Genomic DNA, 19,366 nt, shown 5'->3' with positions numbered 1-19,366 from the left:
GTGCTCGCCGGCTTCCCGCCGCCGCTCACCCCGCCGGACCGGCCGCTGCCGCCCGAACTCGCCGGGTCGAGTTCGCACGGCTACAACTGTCGTTGTGTCGCAACACATTTCGGCCTGGACCCGGCGCGCTACGGCGAGGTTCCCGCGTGCTCGCTGACCGAGGCCGAGTATCACGCTCTGCTCGTCGAAGCCGTCGACGTCCAAGGCGTGGCGAAGCGGCTCGCCGCGGCGCGGGACGTCGCGGGTGCGCAGCGGCAGTACGCCCGGATGCGGCAGCTCGCGCACCGGCTAGACCGGACCGACCTCGACCTCGCCGCGGTCAGCGACCTGGCCACGGTCTGCTACTCCGCCGGCGATCTGCGCAACGCGCGACAGTGCGCCGAAGCCGTCTTGACCGTCTTCGGCGTGATCACCAAGGCCATCGTCCACTTCGGACAGTACGTCGAGCTGCGGATGATCGAAGGTTCACGCGAGATCGCCGAACGCGTGCTCATCTCACTGTCCACAGAGGAGGGTGACCTGCCGCGGGCGCGCGAGCTGCTCGCGGACCAGCGGCGCCGGGCGGCGTTCCGGAAGGCGGCCGAACCGGGGCAGTTCCCGCGCGAGCAGCTCGACCCGCACGGCGCCGACGAGCTGGAGCTGCGCATCCTCGACGTGCGCGTGCAGGTGGCGGCGGGCGACCCGGCCGGCGCGCGGGCCGCGCTCGAGGGGATCCTGGCGGCGCTGGCGCGCATCGCGGACGTCGACGAGGTGCGTGAGCAGGTCGTGTCGCTGCAGGCGATGGCGCGCGCCGAACGCGCCCGCGTCCGGCAGGCGGGCGGCGAGGAGGCGGACGCGTCGGCGGACCTGCTGCGCCTGAGCGCCCGGCACGGCGGCCCGACGGCGGCGAAGTTCGACGTCCAGCTGGCGGAAACCCGGGCCCTCGACGGGGATTTCCCGGGCGCGATCGCGACGATCGTCGCGGCCCGGGACGAGCTGGCGGCGGCCGGCCTGACCGGCGACGTGGCCGAGGCGAGCCACGCGCTGGGCGCGCTCCTGCTGCTCGCCGGCGACGTCGCGCAGGCCAGGGACCAGTTCGAGCACGCGGGAAAGCTGTGGACGGCCAACGGCGACACCCCGGGCGCGCGCCGGCTGGACCTGGCGCTGGCCCGCTGCGCGGCCGCCGAGGGCGACTGGCCGGCGGCGAAGGAGCACGCGGCCCGCGCCCAGGAGTCGGCGCGGGCGTCGGGGGAGTGGCTGGAGTGCCTGCGCGCGGACTTCGTGACGGCGACGATCGACCACGCGAGCGGCGACGACCCGCGGGCGGCCCTGGAGCTGCTGCTGCCGGTGGCCTTGGCGGCACAGGAGTACCGCTTCGAGTTCGCCGCGCCCGAGGCGCGCACGGCGTGGGCGAGCGGCGTCGCGGGCCCGGCGACGGAGCTGCTGATGACGGTGCTGGCCCAGCTGGGCGAAACGCGGCTGACAGCGGAGCTGATCGAGCGCACGTGCGCGGTCGGGGCGTACACGGAGGACCGTTCCCTCGACCTGACCGGCACCTTGCCGACGCTGGATCCGGCGACGGCTGGTGATCCCGTGCTCCCCTACGCACTGGCCGAGGCTCGTGGGCGGTCGCGACCCGAGGCGGTCACCGACGACCGGCTGCCCCTGGCCGCGCTCGGCGCCGTCACCTCCGGCCTGCCCCTCCGGCTCGCCCCGCCACCCGACCTGCGCTGGTCGCCTCGTCAGCCTATGGAACTGGACCGCTGGCTCGACCTCGCCACCGAGCGGTACCACCTGCGCCGTCAGACCACCGAGACCGTCGCCACCTGGCCCGCCGCCGAGCCGGGACGCGAGACCTTCGTCCTGCGCTTCGCCGATGCCGGGCACACCTTCCTCAGCTGGCGGACCACCGAGGACCTCGACACCGTCCACACCAACCCCATCGACGCCGGACTCGTCGAGACCGTCCGCGGCTTCCTCGCGGCCGCATCGCCGACGCCGCACGAAGGGGAGAGCGTCGCCGACGCCGTGCGAAGGTCGCTGGCCGACGACGCTCTCGGCGGCGCCGCCGGGGAACAGCGGCTGGCTCGGGTGCTCGCCCTCAACCTGCTGCCGGCCGATCTCGTCGAACGGCTCCGGCGGGCGTCCGGGCGGCGGCCGTTGCTGCGGGTCCAGCCCTCGCCCCGCCTCGCCGACGTCCCGTGGGGGCTGCTCGCCCTGCCCGACCGGCGGCCGACCCGCGGAACGATCGACGAGGTCGACTCCTGTTTCGACGGCGACGACCGCGTCCTCGACGTCGCCGACGTCGCGTTGCTCGCGCCCGCCGGGATCCCGCGCAAGCCGCCCGCCGCCGACGGGCCGCCCGTCTACCTGCTCGATCCGCGGATTCCGGGCCAGAGCGCTTTCGGTGAGCTGGGGTCGGTGCTCGGCAAGCAAAGTGACAGCTCGCCGCTGATCCGGCACCTGGACGCGCGGCTCGAAGCCGGTCCGGTTCACCCGGCCGCCGCGAACGGCCTCGACCTCGTCCGGCGGACCGACACCGACCGGCGGCTGCTCGCCGAGCTGCTGGCCCGGCCGTGCTCGCGGCTGGTGTTCGTCGGGCACGTCAGCCGGGTGCGCGACGACCACGGCGCGCAGACCGCCCTGCACCTGTCCTGTGCGGCCGAGCTGCCCGGCACGGCCGCGCCGATCGGGGCGCACCGGCCGTTCACCGCCGCCGATCTCGCACTGTCGCGAGTGGACACCATGCCGGCGCGGGTGGCGCTGATCGGCTGCGCCAGCGCGAGCGACTTCGGCCTGGCCGAACCGTTCGGCGTGCTGCTCGCCGCCGTCGCGGCCGGGGCCGGGCTGGTCGCCGCGACCGTCTGGGCGCTGCCGACGTCGGCCGCCGTGCCCGGCGCGGACCCGATGGCCGAGCTGGTCGTCGCCGTCGACACCGCGCTCGCCGGCGACGACCCCGTCACCGAGCTGTGCGAGTGGCAGCGGACCCGGCTCGCGCGGTGGCGCGAACGGCCCGAGCCGGCCCGTTCGCCGGTCTTCTGGGCGGCCCTGACCTGCCTTGACGCCGCCGCGGACGGGCAAACCTGGGTTCGGTAGCAGCGCGGTCCGCCGAAGCTGTGCACACACCGCACAGCGAAAGGCAGGGACCCGATGTTCAAGAAGATCCGCGACAAGGTCAACGAGGCCACGCAGCAGGGCGCGGCCCGCGGCGCGCAGGAGTTCCAGCAGCACGCCGAGCAGTTCCGGCGGGCGGCCGCCGCCCAGGGCTACGACATCACCCCGCAGCTGCCGACGCCGCAGGCGGCCGCGCAGGCGTTCCGGAGCCTGAACGCCGACCCGGACATGGCCGCGTTCCTGGCGCTGCCGATGGAGGAGCAGCTGCGCCAGCAGCAGGAGCTGCAGGCCTACGGCACCGAGCTGCGCCGGCTCTACGACACGTGCGAGCCGGCCACCCTGGTCGTCCGCGCGCTGGAGCCGACCGGCCGGACGATCGCCGGGCAGGCCCAGTACACCGCCACACTGGAGGTCACCCGCACCGGCGGCGTCCCGTACCGGACGGTCGCGCAGCTGATCGCGCCGCAGGCGACGATCCAGCAGTACGCGCCCGGCACCCGCCACGAGGCCCGCGTCGACCCGGCCGACCCGGCGAAGGTCGCCGTGTTCGGCCCGATCGTCTAGGGGGCGGGCGTGTTCGCATTCGGCCTGCCGGAGAACCCCCGGCGCACCGGCCGCCGGCTGTGGCTGCTCGGGGTGCCCACGACGCTCGCCTGGGCGGTCGCGGGCTGGTCGGGCGCCCTCGGGCTGCTGGACACGTTCCGGTTGATGTCGCTGAACCGCGTCGGCGCGTGGGGGGCCGACGCGGGCCCGGCGGTGTCCCTGGTGCTGTTCTTCAGCCTCTCGGTCACGGCGGCGTCGTCCCTCGGCTTCGCGATGCTGTGGAACGGCGGGGTGTCGCTGGGCCGGATGGGCGCCGGCTTCCGGGCGAGCTCGCTGGCCGCGTCCCTCGGCATCGCGCTGGGCAGCGGCGTGGCGATTCCGTCGTGGACGCGGCCGGAGGCGGTGGGGCAGCGGCTGCCGTTCCTCGACGGCGCGCCCGAGCCCTGGTCGGACGTCGACTGGGTCGTCTACTACGAGCCGTACCTGGTGCCGGCGGTGGCCGGGCTCGTCGCGCTGGTGATGATCGTGGTCCTGCTGCGCACGTTCCTCACCACGGCGGAGGCGGACGACCGCGCGCAGGCCCTGACCCAGCGCGGCCGCCTGGTGACCGGGCAGGTCACGCACGTCGAGTTCACCAACGTCTGGGTCATGGGCAACCCGCGTTTCACGGTCCACGTCCGCTTCCCGGCAGAGACGGGCGAGCGCACGGTGGTGACGACGATGGTCACCCCGGTCATGCAGTCCCCGGCACGCGGCACCAAGGTCCGGGTCCGCTACGACCCGCAGGACCCGGGCGCGGTACTGGTGGAACCCGACCCGGACGACCATGCGATCCGTTATCCGCCGTTTTTGTAACGCCGGATTCGGGGCCGGCGACTCCGGCATTGAGCGGTTGCGCGCACTACTACGACCCGTAGCACCATCGGCGCGGAATGTGACACCGCCGCAGAGGGGTGATCGCATGGGCACCTGGACGGATTCGTCCCCCGGTCGGCGTAACCTGGGAAGCGGTTCGAGCTTTTCTCCAGGGCGTTGTGTCATCGTTCCCGCAGAGGAATCCCGTACGCGGCGCGAAAGGGTGTGCTGACGCCATGAGCACGGATGCAGCGGCCTGCGCGCCGGAAGCCTCGCCGACGTCGAGCCCGGGTGAACCGATCATCGGCCAATCGCCGCGGCGCAGGGTCGGGAGTTCCGTCTACGTGACCGTGCCCGGCCCGGTGCCGGTGATCAAGGCCAAGCCGCACAAGAAGAAGTAGCGCTCAGCCGAGGTCCATGGCGTGCTCCGCGGCCCGCTGGAGGCTGACGAGCAAATGGTTGTAGCGCTCGGAATCCAGTTTGCTGATGAGCGACAGGTGCTCGGGCGGCACTTCTTCGCCGTTGGCCTTGATGACGTAGGTCGAATTCAACGTGATCGCGCCGACCGAGAGGATGTCCGCGGCGTCGGGCCCGATCATTTTCTCGCTCCCGGTTCCCGAAACGAGAATGGGCGCCGCGAGAATGCCGCGCCAGATCTGCGCGATCGGTGACGGGCTGAGGTTGGCCGCCTGGAGGTTTCCGGTGAACACCGCCTGGGCCGCGGCGAAGTCGGAACCCCGGTCGATGGTGACGTGGTGCCGGAGCGACCATTCTTCGCGGTGCGTGTAGACGGAGGTGCCGACGAGGTTGATGGTGTAGCGGCGCCGGCCGTTCTCCTGCAGCCGGCTGCGCAGCCACAGGAAGAGCCCGAAGTTCTCGCCCGCGTTGCCGCCGAGGACGTGGTCGTCGTACTCGAGGGAGAGCTTTTCGAGGACGTCCAGCGGGCCGCCGGGGATGCTGAGGGCGTCGTGCAGTTTCGTGGTCAGGTCCTCCGCGGCCTGACCGGCCGGGATCTCGGCGTCCGGCTCGCAGCCGACGGCCGTGTAGCAGTCGTCCAGGGCCTTGGCGAAGCGCCGGTTGTAGACCAGGGAGTCCTCGACCTCGTTCTCCGGCCGGTATCGCTCGGGTTCCACGACGGCGAGCGCGAGGTCGGAGATCGCCTGGTTGAGCTGCGAGTACGACTTCAGGAAGATGGGTTTGAGGCCCAGCGTCTGCTCGAGGTAGCGAGCGGAGTTGATGGCGTAGGCCGCGGCGCGGGTCGTGGAGACGTTCTTCACCGCCGGGGGCACGACGAGGGAGAACCGCAGCGAATTCGTGGGCGCGCTTCCGTAGAGCGGGCCCACGAGGTTCGGGTCGGACATGCTCAACCCGATGAAGATGGTGCAGGAGTCCTTGATCGAATCGGTGAGGATCGCCCGGACTTCCGCGCCGTACTTGAGGAACTGGGATTCGGTGAGGATGATCGGTTCTTCGGGGTTGCGCGCCTGCCGGACCAGGCCGTGCAGGTGCAGCACGCCGATGTGGCCGGCTTTCTTGTTCCACGCGGCCCATTCCTTCTTTCCGCCGGGCCGGATCGAGAACGCTTTGACGTCGGCTTCGGCGAAGTAGGCCAGGAGCGCTTCTTCGAGGATGATGTCGAAGTTCGTGGTGAGCAGGCGGCAGTCGGTGCGCCGGGTGTAGGCCAGCCGGGCGATCGACTGCGCCAGCAGTCCGGGGGTCACCCGCAGGTCCCGCTGGTAGAGCGCGTCCCGGATCACCTCGTGGTCCTGGATGTTGCGGTTCGCGTCCTTGATGAGCTGCAGCACGATCTCGGCCTTGCGCATCAGATCGGACCGGTCGGCCAGCGCGATCGTGCGGATGTCCTCGTCGTCGATCGCTTCGGTCATCTTCGCGATCAGCGACGGCCAGGAGGGCAGGCTCGAGTTCATCGAGACGCCCGCGCCGACCACGATCGTCAACGGGCGGGTGCGGTCGCGCACCGCTTCGAACAGCTCGGTGAGGTACGGCTGCGTTTCGAAAGAAAACGTGTCCCCTTTGTCGAACGCGCTGGCGTCGACGATTTTGGACCGGAATCTCTCTGGCATGCATGACCTCGTGCGTTCCGCGGTGACCGTGGTGTCATCTTGGCACCCGTGCTCCGGCACGGTCGGGTGCGGCACCGAATTTGTTACGCGGCCCGAAGAGATCACGCTAATGGCCGAGCGGGTGGTCACTCGGAGTTCGCGGAATGTGTCAGTCTTTTGTCAATAACGGCTACTGCGAATACGGCAGGTCGGCGCGGATGAGTTCCGCCTTCGCCATCGTGTCGTTGAGGTAGGCCGGCAGGGGGCGGCGGTAGCGGGTGGCGAGCGCGTCGGCGATGTCGGTGGTGACGCGCCAGCCCTGGCCGTCCAGCCAGGCCGCCGGGTCGCGGCGGGGCTCGGTGTTGAGCAGGCCCGCCATGCTGATGCCCAGGCGTTCGGCGGCCTGCATCGCCTCCATGCTCCGGTTCATGCCCTCGACGTCGCCGCCCGGGACCTGCTCGACGCCGAAGCGGCTGCCCGGCGCGGAACGGGCGTGGACCACCTCGAACAGCTCCTCCTCGGCCCGCGCGGGCAGGTACGGCAGGAGTCCCTCGGCGAGCCAGACCGTCGGGCGGGTGCGGTCGAAGCCCGCCTGCTCCAGCGCGGCCGGCCAGTCGTGGCGCAGGTCCGCCGCGACCGGGTGGCGGTGGCAGTGGGGCAGCGCGCCGAGGTCGTCGAGGACCTGCTGCTTGAACGCCAGGACCCGCGGCTGGTCGACCTCGAAGACGGCACGGCCGTCGAGGTCCAGCCGGTAGGCGCGGGCGTCGAGGCCGGCGGCGAGGATGACCACCTGTGGCGCGTCGGACGTGACGACCACTTCGTCGAAGAAGCGGGAGCGCAGGCCCATGTAGCCGGCCATCGCGCTCCACATCTCGTCGCCGTCCACGTCGGCCGGGCCGGTCGGCAGGGGCTTGGGCGGGTTCGCCGCGCGGACGAACTCGGCCGCGAACGGGTCGTCGACGAGGCCGCCAGCGGAACCCGTCGCGATCGCCCGCGCGGACGCGACCGCGAGCGCGGTCAGGCCGACGCTGGTGACGATGTCCCACTGCTGGTGCGTCCCGCTCATCCGTGACCCTCCCGAAGATCGCTGCGTCCCCCCAGCATGACACTGCGCGACCGATCGGGTGCGTGCCGTGAGTGTTTTGCCCGGAATCAGGGTGTGTGGTGTGCGTCACCGGCTGTGATGTTCGGGAGTGTGCGACGCACTCGCGGTGCGTGCCGGAAATTAATAACGAACAATGCTCGGTGCTCTTTGTCAAATTGTGCCGATGTCGCGACTGTGTAACGGTTGTGGGTAATTCTGCCGACGCCGGAAAAGATCCTTCGGGCGCATCGTGAGCCAGCCTAAGCAAGGCGCGGAGCTGCGCGAACCTGCTTGTACGGTGTGCAAGGCGGAGTCGGCGGGACACGATGCGTGATATGTACGGGCGTGTCGGAAAGAATTCGCGCCGAGCTGTCGAAAATGTCGGTGTCGGGCTTGACAGGGGCGCCGGAGTTGATGTTCTCTGCAACCCGGCTCGGTCACGCCACGTCAATGGGAAAGCCGCAATTTCACCGGTTCGGGTGCCGGTGTCCAAGATCGTTCGAGACGGTGCGTGATCGGCCCTGGGGTGATCTCGTCCTGTCCGGGTTCGACGTCAGCCGCGCGTCGGCTGGGAATCGAGCGGTTCCACCATGCTTGAACGAGGGTCCACGCCACGCCGGCCGGCCGACGCCCCGTGGTGGCCGGCGCACTGGAGCGTCCGCACCAAGATCAGCGTCGTCCTGCTGCTGCCCGTCCTGGTCGCCGTCGCGCTGGCGGTGGTCCGGATCCAGGGTGAGCTCGACCGGGCCACCACGCTCAGCGCGGCGCGCGACCGGCTGCCGGTCCTGCACGACACGATCGACCTGACGGCGTCGCTGAGCCAGGAGATGGTCGCCGCCGTCGCGGTACCGGGCGGGGCGCCGAACACGCTGACCGCCGCGGTGGACGCGAAAGTGGCCGCCATCCAGCGCGAAACCGGTTTCGCGCCGCTGCCCGCGGACACCGGCCGCTCGCTGAACACCGCGCTCGGCAAGCTCGCCGGGATCCGCGCCGCCGGCGCCGCGAACGGTGACGTGCGCACCAAGGCCGCAGGGTACAACGACATCATCGCCTCGCTCGGCGACCTCGTGCCCGCGCTCGTCCCGGCCGACGTCGGCAGCGACACCGCCGTCGCCGCGGACACCGCCCGGCTGCTGGTGCACCTGCGGGCCGAGCTGGCGACCGAGGAGACGTACGTGCGGGCGGCGCAGGCCAGCCCGGACGACGCGACCCTGCGCCCGGCGGCCGTGCTGACCGCCGCCGAGCAGACGGTGCTCGGCGAGCAGGCCGGCCGTCAGCTGACCGGCGCCCTGCGGACCCGGTTCACCGCCGCGACCAGCCCCGCCGCGAACCGGCTCGGCACGCTGCAGGACCCCGAGAGCACCGGGACGGCGGCCCTGTCGTCCTTCCTCCCGTCCATCACCGCGGAAGTCCCCGGGGTGACCGGCGTGCTGAACGACGTCGCGACGCAGCTGGCCGACAACGTGTCGTCGGCGGCCGACCGGGCCCGCGCCGACTCCCTGCGCGACACGGCGCTGGTCCTGGGCGCGCTGCTCGCCGCGCTCGCCGTCGCCCTGCTGGTCGTGCGGTCGCTCGTCGGGCCGGTGCGCCGGCTGCGCGCGGCGGCCCTGCACGCCGCCCACGAGCAGCTGCCGGAGACCGTCCGGCAGGTCCGCGACGGCAAGGAGGTCGACTGGCGCGCCGTGCCGGCCGTGCCGGTCCAGACCGAGGAGGAGATCGGGCAGCTGGCCCGTGCCTTCGACGACATGCACCGCCAGGCCGTCCGCCTCGCCGTCGAGCAGGCCGAGCTGCGCAAGCAGGTCAGCGAGATGTTCATGACGCTGTCGCGGCGCAGCCAGTCGCTGGTCGAGCAGCAGCTGTCGATCATCGAAGACCTCGAGTCGGGGGAGCAGAACCCGGCCCGCCTCGAGGAGCTGTTCCGGATCGACCACATCGCCACCCGGCTGCGCCGCAACGGCGAGAACCTGCACGTGCTCGCCGGTGGCCGGCCGGTCCGCCAGGGCCGCGAGCCGGTGCCCACGCGCGACCTGCTGCGGGCCGCGACGTCCGAGGTCAAGGACTACCGGCGGGTGGCGATGGGCAACGCGCCGCGCAGCTCGGTGCAGCCCGAGGCGGCCGCGGACGTGGTGCACATCCTCGCCGAGCTGCTGGAGAACGCGACGCGGTTCTCGCCGCCGGAGCACAAGGTGGCGCTGACCGCCGACCGCGGCGCCGACGGCGGCCTGCTCATCGAGGTCGTCGACCAGGGCCTGGGCATGACGCCGCAGGAGATCACGTCGGTCAACGAGCGGCTCGCCGCCGCGGGGTCCGTCGGTCCCGAGACGACCCGGCGGATGGGCCTGTTCGTGGTCGGCCGGCTCGCCTCGCTGCACGGCGTCACGGTGCGGCTGCGCCCGACCGGCCCGAGCGGCCGGCACCGGGGCGTCACCGCCAGCGTGCACGTGCCGGGCGCGCTGATCCTGGCCGACCTGGCCCGGCCGATCGGCGCCGGCAGGCAGGCCGAACCGGTCATGCGCCGCAACGGATCCTCCCGGCCGGTCCTGGTGCCGCCGCAGGCGCCGACGCCGATCTTCGAACAGGTCGTCACGAGCTGGTTCACCGAGCCGATCGAACCCCTGCCCGGCCTGCCGGCCGCCCCGGTACCGCCGCCTGCTCCCGCACCGGCGCCCGCGCCGCCCCCGGCGGCCGTGACGCCGCCGCCGAAGCCGAAGCCGAAACCGGCCGCGGAGTGGGCGACCCCGGCGGCGGAGCACGCGCGTCACGCCGCGGAAGACGCTCTCGAACCGCCGGTGGCGCCGAAGCTGACCGACGCCGGGTTGCCGACCCGGCGGCCCGGTGCGCAGCTCGCGCCCGGCGCGGTCGTCCCGCGGGTGCGTGAAGAGCCCGGCGGCGGGTTCCGGGACGCCTCCGCCGTCCGGAACAGCCTGTCCCGGCACTACCAGGGAATGCGCGCGGCGCGACAGCAGACCGCGACACGCGCCGAAGAATCCGGAAAGGACGAAGTGGATCCGCGATGACGGAACTGCCCGAGGTTCACCAGCGGCGCGCCCCCGGCGCCGAGGCCGCGAGCCGCACGCTGAGCGGCACCCTGGGGGTGTTCCCCGGCTCGCCGCCGCCACCCGAGCGCACGGCCACGCTGAACTGGCTGGTCAACGGGTTCGTGCAGGACGTCTCGGGCGTCGCGCACGCCGTGCTGGTGTCCGCCGACGGACTGCTCGTCGCGGCCGACGAGACGCTGCCGCGCGAACGGGCGGACCAGCTGGCGGCCATCGCGGCGGGGTTACACAGCCTGTCGCTCGGCACCGCGGAGCTGTTCACGGCGGGGCGGGTGGTGCAGTCGGTGATCGAGATGGAGCAGGGGTTCCTGCTGCTGATGAGCGTCGGCGACGGCTCCAACCTGGTCGTGCTGGCCACGACCGGCTGCGACATCGGGCTCGTCGGTTACGAGATGACGATGCTGGTCGAGCGGGTCGGGCAGAAGGTGGACGTGCCCGCGCGTGAGATGCCGGTGGCTCAGGACCGCCTGTGACGGAGTACCCGCCGTTCGGCCCGGCCGGAGAGGAGCCGCGCCACGCCCCGTCGCTCGCGCGGCCCTACTCCTGGACCGAGGGCCGGACGGCGCCGGTGGTCGAGATCGCCGTCGAGGCGCTCGTGGAGACGACGGCCGCCGGCCGGACCGAGGCCTACCACTCGACGAGTGCGCTGGCCCAGGTCATGGAGCTGTGCGCCCGCCCCCGGTCGCTGATGGAGATCGCCGCGCTGCTGGTGCTGCCGCTCGGCGTGGTCCGCGTGCTCGTCGCGGACCTGATGGAGGACAGGCTGGTCATCGTCCGCGACACCCTTTCGGACACGTCGTCCTGGGGCGAGCGCCACGACCTGATGGAACGCGTGCTGCACGGCTTGAAGGATCTTTGACCCCGGCCGTGCCCCGGAGGAAGGACTGACCCATGGACCACGCGGAGAACTTCGCGCTGGGGCGCTGGCTGCTCGTGCTCGCCTACCTCACCTCGGTGGTCGGCTGCGTGCTCGGCCTCGCCTGCGCCGTGCAGGCCCGGCACGCCGCGGACCCGCGTCACCGTCTGCGGTGGCTGGTCCTGGCGGCGGTGTCGATCGGCGGTGTCGGCATCTGGCTGATGCACTTCGTCGCCATGCTCGGCTTCAGCACGCCGGGGATGCCGGTGCGCTACGACGTCTTCCGCACCGTGCTGTCGGCGCTGCTGGCGGTCGCGGCGGTGTTCGTCGGGCTGCTGGTGGCGGGCAGCCAGGCCCGGATCGGCTGGCGGCTGCTGCTCGGCGGCCTGATCACCGGGCTCGCGGTCAACGTCATGCACTACACGGGCATGTCGGCCCTGCGCGTGAAGGGCGGCTTCACCTACGACACGCCGCTGGTGGTGCTGTCGGTGGTCATCGCCGTGGTCGCCGCGACGGCCGCGCTCTGGTTCGCGATCGTACTGAACCGCCTGGTGCTGCGCGTGGCCGCCGGGTTCGTGATGGCCGTCGCCGTGACCGGCATGCACTACACGGGCATGGCCGCGGTGCGGATGCAGATGGACATGTCCGCCCCAGACCCGGCGGGCACCGAGGTGTTCTCGTTCCTGTTCCCGGTGTTCGTCCTCGCGGCGATCGCGATGGCGGTGCCGCTGTGCGCCGTCCTGATCGCGCCGGCCGTCGGGACCGCCGCCGAGCCGCCCGTCAAGCCGGAGGAAGCCCTGGTAGCCCGCTGACCTGCGCGTTGCAGGTCAGCGCAAGGAATCCGCACGGTCCTCGCGGCAGCCTGACCCGGCGCTCCGATCCGCGGAGCCGGGAACGGGGAGGTTTCCGATGGGCCGAGCACGAGGGATGAGCAGGGCGCCGAGCCGGGCACCGGTCCGCTGACGCGCGAGCGACGCCGCCGCGTGCGGGGGAGGACGTTGCTGCCGGCCGTTCTGGTGGTTTTCGCGCTGGATACGCCGGTGCCGGCCGAGGCCGCGACGCCGGCCTGCGCGACCGGCTGCGCGTGGTCCTGGCGCACGGTCTCGGTGCGCCGGATCGGGACCGCGTGCGTCCCCGGCCCGCAGGGGTGCGTCCGGGCCGTCGTGGCGACGACCGTGGTGTTCGACGTGGCCGCTTTCCGATCTCCGGAGGACGCCGAACGTCGTCGTTGATCGCTATGAACGGGGTGTATAAACGGACGACATACACACTGTGTATAGTCCTCGGCATGTCGATCGGACTCACTCTGCTCGGGCTTCTCGAAGGCGGCCCGCGCCACGGTTACGACCTGAAGCGCGCCTACGACGACCGCTTCGGGCACGACCGTCAGGTCCACTACGGGCAGGTCTATTCGACCCTCGCGCGGCTGCTCAAACAGGGGCTCGTCGAGGCCGACGGCGTCGAGGTCGACGGCGGGCCCGAGCGGAAGCGGTACGCGATCACCGAGGCCGGGGTCGCCGACGTCGCGGGCTGGCTCGCCACCGCGGAAAAGCCGGACGCGTACCTGCAGAACACGCTCTACACCAAGATCGTCCTCGCGCTGCTGTCCGGCCGGCCCGCGTCGGAGGTCCTCGACGTCCAGCGCTCGGCGCACCTCGACGCGATGCGCGAGCTGACCCGGCGCAAGACCCGGGGCGACCTCGTCGACCAGCTGATCTGCGACCATGCGCTGTTCCACCTGGAGGCCGACCTCCGCTGGCTGGAACTGACCGCCGCCCGGCTCGACCAGCTGGCGAAGGAGATCGCGTGACCGGCGTCCTGCTCGAAGCCACCGATCTCCGGAAGACGTACGGCCCGACGGAGGCGCTCGCGGCGGCGAGCCTGCGGGTGCGGGCCGGCGAGGTCGTCGCTCTGATGGGGCCGTCCGGATCGGGCAAGTCGACACTGCTGCACTGCCTGGCCGGGATCGTCCGGCCCGACGCCGGGGCGGTCCGTTACGAGGGCGCCGACCTGGCCGGGCTGACCGACCGTGCCCGCTCCGCCTTGCGCCGCACCGACTTCGGGTTCGTCTTCCAGTTCGGCCAGCTCGTCCCGGAGCTGACCTGCCTGGAGAACGTCTCCTTGCCACTGCGGCTGAACGGCCGGCGCGGGCGCGTCGCCGCTGAGCGCGGCCGGGAGCTGCTGGGCGAGCTCGGCCTGCTGGAGATCGCCGGGAAGCGGCCGGGGGAGGTGTCCGGCGGGCAGGGGCAGCGCGTCGCCGTGGCCCGCGCCCTGGTGACCGGTCCCCGGGTCGTCTTCGCCGACGAACCGACCGGCGCCCTGGACTCGCTCAACGGCGAGCAGGTCATGCAGCTGCTGACGTCGGCGGCGCGCGAGCGGAACGCCGCGATCGTCCTGGTGACGCACGAACCCCGCGTCGCGGCCTACTCGGACCGCGAGGTCGTCGTCCGCGACGGCCGCACCCGGCAGCTCGAGGCGACCCGATGATCCGGCGCTGGTGCGACGACCTGTGGCTCGGGATGCGGCTCGCGCTCGGTGGCGGCGGGGCCCGCACGGCCCTGACACGGCTCGCGCTCACGGCGGCCGGGGTCGGCCTCGGCGTCGCCGTCCTGCTGACCGCGACGTCGGTGCCGCACCTGCTCGGCGCCCGGGAAGACCGGGCGGCCGCGCGGATGGGGGCCGTGGGCGTCGCGTCCGTGCCCGGCGTCGACCCGGTCTACGCCGTCAAGCTGGTGGACGAGTTCCACGGCCAGGGCCTGCAGGGCGTCCTCGTGCAGCCGACCGGGTCGCGCGCTCCCGCGTTCCCCGGGGTGAGCGAGTTGCCGAAACCCGGTCAAGTGGTGCTGTCGCCGGCGCTCGCCGACCTCCTGGCGTCGCCGGCGGGGGAGGAGCTGCGGGGGCGGTTCCCGCAGCCCGTGATCGGCACCATCGGCGACGCCGGGCTGACCGGCCCGAACGAGCTGTACTTCTACCTCGGGTCCGCGACCGCCGCCGCGCAGCCGGCCGCGGTCGCGGTGAACCGCGTCGGCGGCCCGCTCACCGGCCACCGCGACCTGACCGCGCTGGAGCTGCTGCTGGTCGTGGTCGGGGCGACGACCTGCCTCGTCCCGGTCGTCGTCTTCGTGGTCGCCAGCACCCGGCTCGCCGCGGCGTCGCGGGACCGGCGCCTCGCGGCGCTGCGCCTGGTCGGCGCCGACCGCGGCCAGGTGGTGCGGATCGCCGCGGGGGAGGCGCTGCTCGGCTCGCTCGCCGGGCTCGTGGCGGGCGGGGTGCTGTTCCTGGTGGTGCGCGCGCTCGTCCCGCTGATCACCGTGTCCGCCTTCCGCGGCGGCATCTTCGGCGAAGACGTCGTGCCCGACTGGCGGCTCGGCGTACCGATCGCGGTACTGCTGCCGGTGCTGGCGTGCGCGGTGGCCGCGTTCGCGCTGCGGCGGATCGTCATCGAGCCGCTCGGCGTGGTGCGGCGCGGGATCCAGGCTCCGCGGAAGTTCTGGTGGCGCCCTCTGCCCGCGGTCGTGGGCGTGGTCCTGCTGGCGACCCGCTGGGAGAGGGTGTCGGCCGACGCCGGCGACCCGGCGGTGATCGGCGGGGTGGTCCTGCTCCTGATGACCGTCCCGCTGGTGCTGCCGTGGCTGGTCGAGCGGGTCGCGGGCCGGCTGCGCGGCGGTTCGCCCGCGTGGCTGCTGGCCGTCCGACGGCTGCAGGTGGACAGCGCGACGGCGGCGCGCCTGGTGAGCGGCATCGCCGTGGTGCTGGCCGGATCGATTGCCCTGCAAGGGGTTTACGCCCGCGCCGAGAGCGACCACCTCGACCCGGGAAGCGTCCGGGTGCTGGCGAGCAACTTCGCGTCGAGCCTCACCGACGTCCAGGCGTTCGCCGCCGCCGTCCAGGAGCTGCCTGGAGCGCGTGGCGTACCGGTGACGACCTCGGGCACGCTGGTGAACGCGGCTGGGTCGGAGACCCGGCTCATCCTAGGAAGCTGCGCCGAACTGCGGTCCGAAGGAGCACCGGGGGACTGCCGCGACGGCGACGTGTTCGCCGTCGGAACCCCCGAAGCAAACGCCTACCACCCGGCCCCGGGCGACCGAACCTGGTTCGCCGGCGCCCGGCGCGCCGACCCAGGCGTCCCACCACAGTGGACGGTCCCGGCGGACCGCTTCCGCACCGTATCAACAGAACACCCGGCGGTCCTGCTGGTCACCCCGGCCGCACTGGCCCCGGCGACAAGTGTCGGGCTGATCTCGAACATCACGATCCCCGCAGCCAGCCCGGACGTGGTGGAGCAGCTGCGCAACGCGGTCGGCCAATTGGGCTGGAACGGGATAGTCTCCTCTGTAGGCACGGAACGAGACGGCACGTACGCACTGATCACCCGCGTGCTGTCGGTGGGGTCGATCCTGGTGCTGCTGCTGGCCGCGGGCAGCCTGATGATCGCGGCCTGGGAGCAACTGAGAGAACGGCGCCGCAGCCTGGCCGCCTTGATGGCCAACGGCGTAGGACGCGGCGTACTGGCCCGCTCACTGTTGTGGCAGATGGCAATCCCGGTGGCGGTAGGCGTAGCCATCGCAGTGATCGAAGGAATCGCCCTGGACTGGCTGCTGCTGAGGTCAGTGGGACACCGCGAGCTGGCGGTCGACATCCCGGCAATCCTGTTCCTGACCGCAACAGCGGCAATAGCAATACTGGCCGTAACAGCGGTAACCCTCCCAGCCCTCTGGCGGACAACAAGCCTGGAACAACTAAGGGAGAAATGACCGGGAACATGGCCTGGTAACGGCTCGTCGACTCCGGCCGGTTCCACGGCTGTGCGGGCGACATCCGGCCCGGCGACGTCCGCGACGACGATGCCGCGGTTCATCTGGTAGCGGATCAGACCTGCGCTTTCGGGGGTCCGCGCGGCTTCGCGGAGGTACTGCAGGAGCCACCGAGCGCGGCGACGGCGGCTTCGAGGGCCTGTACGGGCTCCGAACCCGTACAGGCCTGGCAACGCCTCGGTGGTTACTGGTTTCGGCCTGCCGTGACGCCGCCGTCGACGTCCCAGATCGCGCCGGTGACCCAGCCGGCCTGGTCGGAGAGGAGGAAGGTGGCCACGGCGGAGATGTCCTCGGTGGTGCCGATCCGGCCGATCGGGTGGAAGGCGTTGAATCCCGCCAGGACGGTGCCGACCTCGGCCGGTGGGATGAAGCCCTCGTAGATGGGGGTGGCGACCACGGCCGGGGAGATGGCGTTGACCCGGATCTTGTGGGCGGCCAGCTCCAGGGCGAGGTGCTGGGTCAGGGCGTGCAGGCCGGCCTTGGCCATCGAGTACGCCGATGACGGGGTCGCGGCGATGGCCTGCTTCGCCCACATGCTGCCGATGTTGACGATGGCGCCACCGCGGCCGCTGGTCACCATGTTCTGCGCCACGGTCTGGGTGATCAGGAAGGTGGCCTTGTTCAGGTCCAGGTAGGCGTCGTAGTCGGCGGGGGTGTGGTCGAGGAACGGCAGCGGCCTGAACACGCCTGCCGCGTTGACGAGCAACGTCGTGTCGGCGTGCTGGCCGGTCAGTTCCTCGCGCACCCGCGTCACCTCGGCGGGATCGCGCAGGTCGGCGGTGATGCCCCACGCCTGTCCGTGGGCGGCCAGGTCGGTCACGGTCTTCTCGACCCGCTCGGGGCGGGAACCGATGACGACCGCGCTGCCGCCGTGGCTGACGACGTCCTCGGCGATCTGACGGCCCATGCCGCTGCTGCCGCCGACTACGACGAGCTTGCGACCGGTGAAGTCCTGTCCCATGGTGGTTCTCCTCATCTGACTACCTACTAGTTGGAAGGTTGAGTGGTCGTGCGAAAAGGTGTTGCGGTGGTGCGTTTTCAGAGCAGGGCGTCGACCAGGGTCGCCGCCACCGACCGGACCACATCGCGATCCCGTCCGGTGCCGTCCGGCTGGCCGTGGGCGCGGGCCAGGAGCAGTGCCCCCTCCAGGGACGCCAGGTAAGCCTCGGCCGCCGCACCGGTCCGGGTGGCGGGCATGCCCGCCTCGGCCAGCACGCCGGCCACCCATTGCCGCTGATCGGCGAAGAACGCGTCCGTCGCCTGCCGTACCTGAACGGGCAGGCTCTCCGCATCCACGGCGAAGACGCCGCAGAGGCAGATGCGGCCGCCTTGGGCAAAGGTCTCGGCGTACAGCCCGGCGTAACCCACCAGGCGCTGCCGCGCGCCCGCCGCGTCGTCGTCGACTTCCTTCCGCGCTACGGCGAACCGTTCCCGATAGCGCGCGATCAGCGCCTCGGCCAGTGCGGCTTTGGTGGGGAAGTGGTGGTGGATGCTCGGCTTCGTGATGGACAGCTCGGCACTGATGTCGGCGTAGGAGAAGCCGTTGTACCCCCGAACCTGCACCAGCGTCTGAGCGCTGTCCAGGATCCGATCCGCTGTCGTGGTCACGCGATATTTCTACCTTCTAGTTGGTAGGGAGTCAAGGTGAGTCGCCAATCGGCAGCCGGTCAGTCGATCGGGTAGCCGGTTGCGGCGACGCGATCCGCGACGGTCGCCAGGGTGGTGGCGGGGTTGAGCGCGGTCACGACGTTCGTGGTCAGCGGGTGCCCGGCGTAGATGTGGCGCACCGCGTCGAGGTCGATCGGCCTTTCGTAGTAGGCCTGCGCCCACTCCCGGAATGCCTCGGGTGTGCCGTCGGTTAGCAGGGCGAACAGCCAGTCGGCCCCGTCGTCGCCCTTGTCGGGGAACGCGATGACGCCGTGCTGCCAGACGGTGTCGCCGTGCTCACGCCACAGGCACACCGTGACGTACGGCGTGCCGTACTCGTCGGAGAACGCCGGTTCCGCCACACATTTCCGGAATATGCCGGGCACGGCGTCGAGAACACCGGGCCACGGTTCTTCGTCGTCGGTGGCATAGGGACTCATCGGCGACTCGTGGTCGAAACCGCGCACGTACGCCCCCGCGGCCGTGAACACGACGGAGTATTCGTTGCCCGCTCCGTCCCGCATGGACGCCAGCTCCTCGCCAGGCGCCCAGGCGGTGTCGTAGAGGTGGTACCGGTCTTCGCTGCCGGGGCTCAGCACGACGTCCAACGCGGCCAGCGCACGGCACAGCGCGCGCAGGTCGGTGATGGCGGGCAGGCGACGAGCAAGGTCGTACACGGTCACCTCGATATCCAAGCAGACAGCCCGAACGTGCTGGGGCACAGACGGAAGCAGGGACAGCGCGGTTACGCGGTCAGGTTGGCGACGGCGAGGGCGGCGATCTTCTGCGCGGCACCGCAGGGGTCGTGCTGCCACGGGCCGGCTTCGGGCTGGTCGGCGGTGGCGGCGCTGATGTGGACGAGGGTGCTGTTGTCGGCGGCGAGTGCGAGGGTGCAGCCGCGTGGGCCGTCGGCTTGCTTGCTGGGGACGTTCTCGTCGATGGCGACGATGACGGCCGGGTAGATGGTCTCGACGGTGATCGGCTCCCAATGGTTGCCGGTGTCGTGGCCGAGGGCGTGCTCTTGGTACAGGATTTGCAGGCTGTCGCCCAGGTTCGAGGTGCTGACCTTGGCGACGGCGCCGAACGTGGTGACACACCGGTTGCCGTCGCGGCTGCGTTCACCGCCGGTGAAGCCGAGGGCGGTGAGCTGCTCGACCGTGACCGCGGCGCACGGATCGGCCCGGAACCGGCCGGCTCCGCTCATCCCAACCCCGGGGATCGGCGGGACCGAAACCGACGGCTCCGCCGGAACCGGCGGCCGGCCGGACGAGCAGCCGGCACTCAGCCCCAAGACCAGCAGGGCGGCGGCGACAGCGCAGCGGGTGCGGCGATGGGTCATGAGTGGCTGATCGACG

General features: G+C 71.9%; 18 protein-coding genes. 12 read left to right on the top strand and 6 right to left on the bottom strand.

Annotation, left to right across the window (positions count from 1 at the left end; genetic code table 11):
* The 4 genes from OG570_RS42725 to OG570_RS42710 all read left to right on the top strand — a co-directional run bounded on the left by OG570_RS42725 (nucleotide 1) and on the right by OG570_RS42710 (nucleotide 4,892).
* Complete coding sequence (locus tag OG570_RS42725; RefSeq protein ID WP_326954424.1) at nucleotides 1-3,075, top strand: hypothetical protein; 3,075 nt, start codon at nucleotides 1-3, stop codon at nucleotides 3,073-3,075.
* A gap of 54 nt (nucleotides 3,076-3,129) precedes the next feature.
* Nucleotides 3,130-3,657 carry a hypothetical protein gene (locus tag OG570_RS42720; protein WP_326954423.1) on the top strand — a complete coding sequence of 176 codons (528 nt, stop codon included), beginning with the start codon at nucleotides 3,130-3,132 and terminating at the stop codon, nucleotides 3,655-3,657.
* A gap of 9 nt (nucleotides 3,658-3,666) precedes the next feature.
* Nucleotides 3,667-4,491: a DUF3592 domain-containing protein gene (locus OG570_RS42715; RefSeq protein WP_326954422.1), complete on the top strand. Its 825-nt coding sequence runs from the start codon at nucleotides 3,667-3,669 to the stop codon at nucleotides 4,489-4,491.
* A gap of 236 nt (nucleotides 4,492-4,727) precedes the next feature.
* Nucleotides 4,728-4,892 carry a hypothetical protein gene (locus tag OG570_RS42710; protein ID WP_326948213.1) on the top strand — a complete coding sequence of 55 codons (165 nt, stop codon included), beginning with the start codon at nucleotides 4,728-4,730 and terminating at the stop codon, nucleotides 4,890-4,892.
* A gap of 3 nt (nucleotides 4,893-4,895) precedes the next feature.
* Here OG570_RS42710 and OG570_RS42705 read toward each other — a convergent pair whose 3' ends face one another.
* Together OG570_RS42705 and OG570_RS42700 are read right to left on the bottom strand one after the other, a co-directional pair.
* The gene (locus OG570_RS42705; protein WP_326954421.1) at nucleotides 4,896-6,575 is read right to left on the bottom strand and encodes an SIR2 family protein; all 1,680 of its coding nucleotides are present in this window, start codon (nucleotides 6,573-6,575) and stop codon (nucleotides 4,896-4,898) included.
* A gap of 169 nt (nucleotides 6,576-6,744) precedes the next feature.
* A complete protein-coding gene (locus OG570_RS42700; protein ID WP_326954420.1) occupies nucleotides 6,745-7,620 on the bottom strand; it encodes an SAM-dependent methyltransferase in 876 nt (291 codons plus the stop codon).
* 608 nt (nucleotides 7,621-8,228) lie between these two features.
* On the opposite strand from OG570_RS42700, the gene OG570_RS42695 reads away from it, so the two are divergent.
* The 8 genes from OG570_RS42695 to OG570_RS42660 all read left to right on the top strand — a co-directional run bounded on the left by OG570_RS42695 (nucleotide 8,229) and on the right by OG570_RS42660 (nucleotide 16,304).
* Entirely contained in the window at nucleotides 8,229-10,655 is a 2,427-nt protein-coding gene (locus OG570_RS42695) for a sensor histidine kinase (protein ID WP_326954419.1), read from the top strand.
* 5 nt (nucleotides 10,656-10,660) lie between these two features.
* Nucleotides 10,661-11,167: a roadblock/LC7 domain-containing protein gene (locus tag OG570_RS42690; protein WP_326951494.1), complete on the top strand. Its 507-nt coding sequence runs from the start codon at nucleotides 10,661-10,663 to the stop codon at nucleotides 11,165-11,167.
* Nucleotides 11,164-11,553 carry a DUF742 domain-containing protein gene (locus OG570_RS42685; protein ID WP_326948217.1) on the top strand — a complete coding sequence of 130 codons (390 nt, stop codon included), beginning with the start codon at nucleotides 11,164-11,166 and terminating at the stop codon, nucleotides 11,551-11,553. Before OG570_RS42690 ends, OG570_RS42685 begins: the two co-directional genes overlap by 4 nt.
* Nucleotides 11,554-11,585: 32 nt before the next feature.
* Nucleotides 11,586-12,362: an MHYT domain-containing protein gene (locus tag OG570_RS42680; protein WP_326954418.1), complete on the top strand. Its 777-nt coding sequence runs from the start codon at nucleotides 11,586-11,588 to the stop codon at nucleotides 12,360-12,362.
* 186 nt (nucleotides 12,363-12,548) lie between these two features.
* On the top strand, nucleotides 12,549-12,782 hold the full coding sequence (locus OG570_RS42675; protein ID WP_326954417.1) for a hypothetical protein: 234 nt from the start codon (nucleotides 12,549-12,551) through the stop codon (nucleotides 12,780-12,782).
* A gap of 56 nt (nucleotides 12,783-12,838) precedes the next feature.
* Nucleotides 12,839-13,360, top strand: a complete 522-nt coding sequence (locus tag OG570_RS42670; RefSeq protein WP_326954416.1) for a PadR family transcriptional regulator — start codon at nucleotides 12,839-12,841, stop codon at nucleotides 13,358-13,360.
* The gene (locus OG570_RS42665) at nucleotides 13,357-14,037 is read left to right on the top strand and encodes an ABC transporter ATP-binding protein (protein ID WP_326954415.1); all 681 of its coding nucleotides are present in this window, start codon (nucleotides 13,357-13,359) and stop codon (nucleotides 14,035-14,037) included. The genes OG570_RS42670 and OG570_RS42665 overlap by 4 nt, the downstream gene beginning before the upstream one ends.
* Nucleotides 14,034-16,304: an FtsX-like permease family protein gene (locus tag OG570_RS42660; protein ID WP_326954414.1), complete on the top strand. Its 2,271-nt coding sequence runs from the start codon at nucleotides 14,034-14,036 to the stop codon at nucleotides 16,302-16,304. The genes OG570_RS42665 and OG570_RS42660 overlap by 4 nt, the downstream gene beginning before the upstream one ends.
* A 244-nt stretch (nucleotides 16,305-16,548) precedes the next feature.
* Here the strand turns inward: OG570_RS42660 and OG570_RS42655 are convergent, their stop codons facing one another.
* From OG570_RS42655 to OG570_RS42640, 4 genes are all read right to left on the bottom strand, one after another.
* Nucleotides 16,549-17,325 (bottom strand): SDR family NAD(P)-dependent oxidoreductase, encoded by a 777-nt coding sequence (locus OG570_RS42655; protein WP_326954413.1) that lies wholly within the window; start codon nucleotides 17,323-17,325, stop codon nucleotides 16,549-16,551.
* A gap of 77 nt (nucleotides 17,326-17,402) precedes the next feature.
* Nucleotides 17,403-17,972 carry a TetR/AcrR family transcriptional regulator gene (locus tag OG570_RS42650; RefSeq protein ID WP_326954412.1) on the bottom strand — a complete coding sequence of 190 codons (570 nt, stop codon included), beginning with the start codon at nucleotides 17,970-17,972 and terminating at the stop codon, nucleotides 17,403-17,405.
* A 59-nt stretch (nucleotides 17,973-18,031) separates the two neighbouring features.
* Nucleotides 18,032-18,694 (bottom strand): hypothetical protein, encoded by a 663-nt coding sequence (locus OG570_RS42645; RefSeq protein ID WP_326954411.1) that lies wholly within the window; start codon nucleotides 18,692-18,694, stop codon nucleotides 18,032-18,034.
* A gap of 62 nt (nucleotides 18,695-18,756) precedes the next feature.
* On the bottom strand, nucleotides 18,757-19,350 hold the full coding sequence (locus tag OG570_RS42640) for a DUF3558 family protein (protein ID WP_326954410.1): 594 nt from the start codon (nucleotides 19,348-19,350) through the stop codon (nucleotides 18,757-18,759).
* Between the last annotated feature and the right edge of the window lie 16 nt (nucleotides 19,351-19,366).

The sequence above is a fragment of the Amycolatopsis sp. NBC_01286 genome (assembly GCF_035982555.1).
Lineage (GTDB): Bacteria > Actinomycetota > Actinomycetes > Mycobacteriales > Pseudonocardiaceae > Amycolatopsis.
Note: the sequence above shows the minus strand (reverse complement) of the source record. Positions and strands in the feature narration are given on the sequence as shown.

What these genes read in the sequence shown, in the direction of transcription:
- OG570_RS42720 (WP_326954423.1), top strand. Translation starts at nt 3,130, where the DNA reads ATGTTCAAGAAGATCCGCGACAAGGTCAACGAGGCCACGCAGCAGGGC.
- OG570_RS42710 (WP_326948213.1), top strand. Translation starts at nt 4,728, where the DNA reads ATGAGCACGGATGCAGCGGCCTGCGCGCCGGAAGCCTCGCCGACGTCG.
- OG570_RS42705 (WP_326954421.1), bottom strand. Translation starts at nt 6,575, where the DNA reads ATGCCAGAGAGATTCCGGTCCAAAATCGTCGACGCCAGCGCGTTCGAC.
- OG570_RS42700 (WP_326954420.1), bottom strand. Translation starts at nt 7,620, where the DNA reads ATGAGCGGGACGCACCAGCAGTGGGACATCGTCACCAGCGTCGGCCTG.
- OG570_RS42695 (WP_326954419.1), top strand. Translation starts at nt 8,229, where the DNA reads ATGCTTGAACGAGGGTCCACGCCACGCCGGCCGGCCGACGCCCCGTGG.
- OG570_RS42680 (WP_326954418.1), top strand. Translation starts at nt 11,586, where the DNA reads ATGGACCACGCGGAGAACTTCGCGCTGGGGCGCTGGCTGCTCGTGCTC.
- OG570_RS42670 (WP_326954416.1), top strand. Translation starts at nt 12,839, where the DNA reads ATGTCGATCGGACTCACTCTGCTCGGGCTTCTCGAAGGCGGCCCGCGC.
- OG570_RS42660 (WP_326954414.1), top strand. Translation starts at nt 14,034, where the DNA reads ATGATCCGGCGCTGGTGCGACGACCTGTGGCTCGGGATGCGGCTCGCG.
- OG570_RS42655 (WP_326954413.1), bottom strand. Translation starts at nt 17,325, where the DNA reads ATGGGACAGGACTTCACCGGTCGCAAGCTCGTCGTAGTCGGCGGCAGC.
- OG570_RS42640 (WP_326954410.1), bottom strand. Translation starts at nt 19,350, where the DNA reads ATGACCCATCGCCGCACCCGCTGCGCTGTCGCCGCCGCCCTGCTGGTC.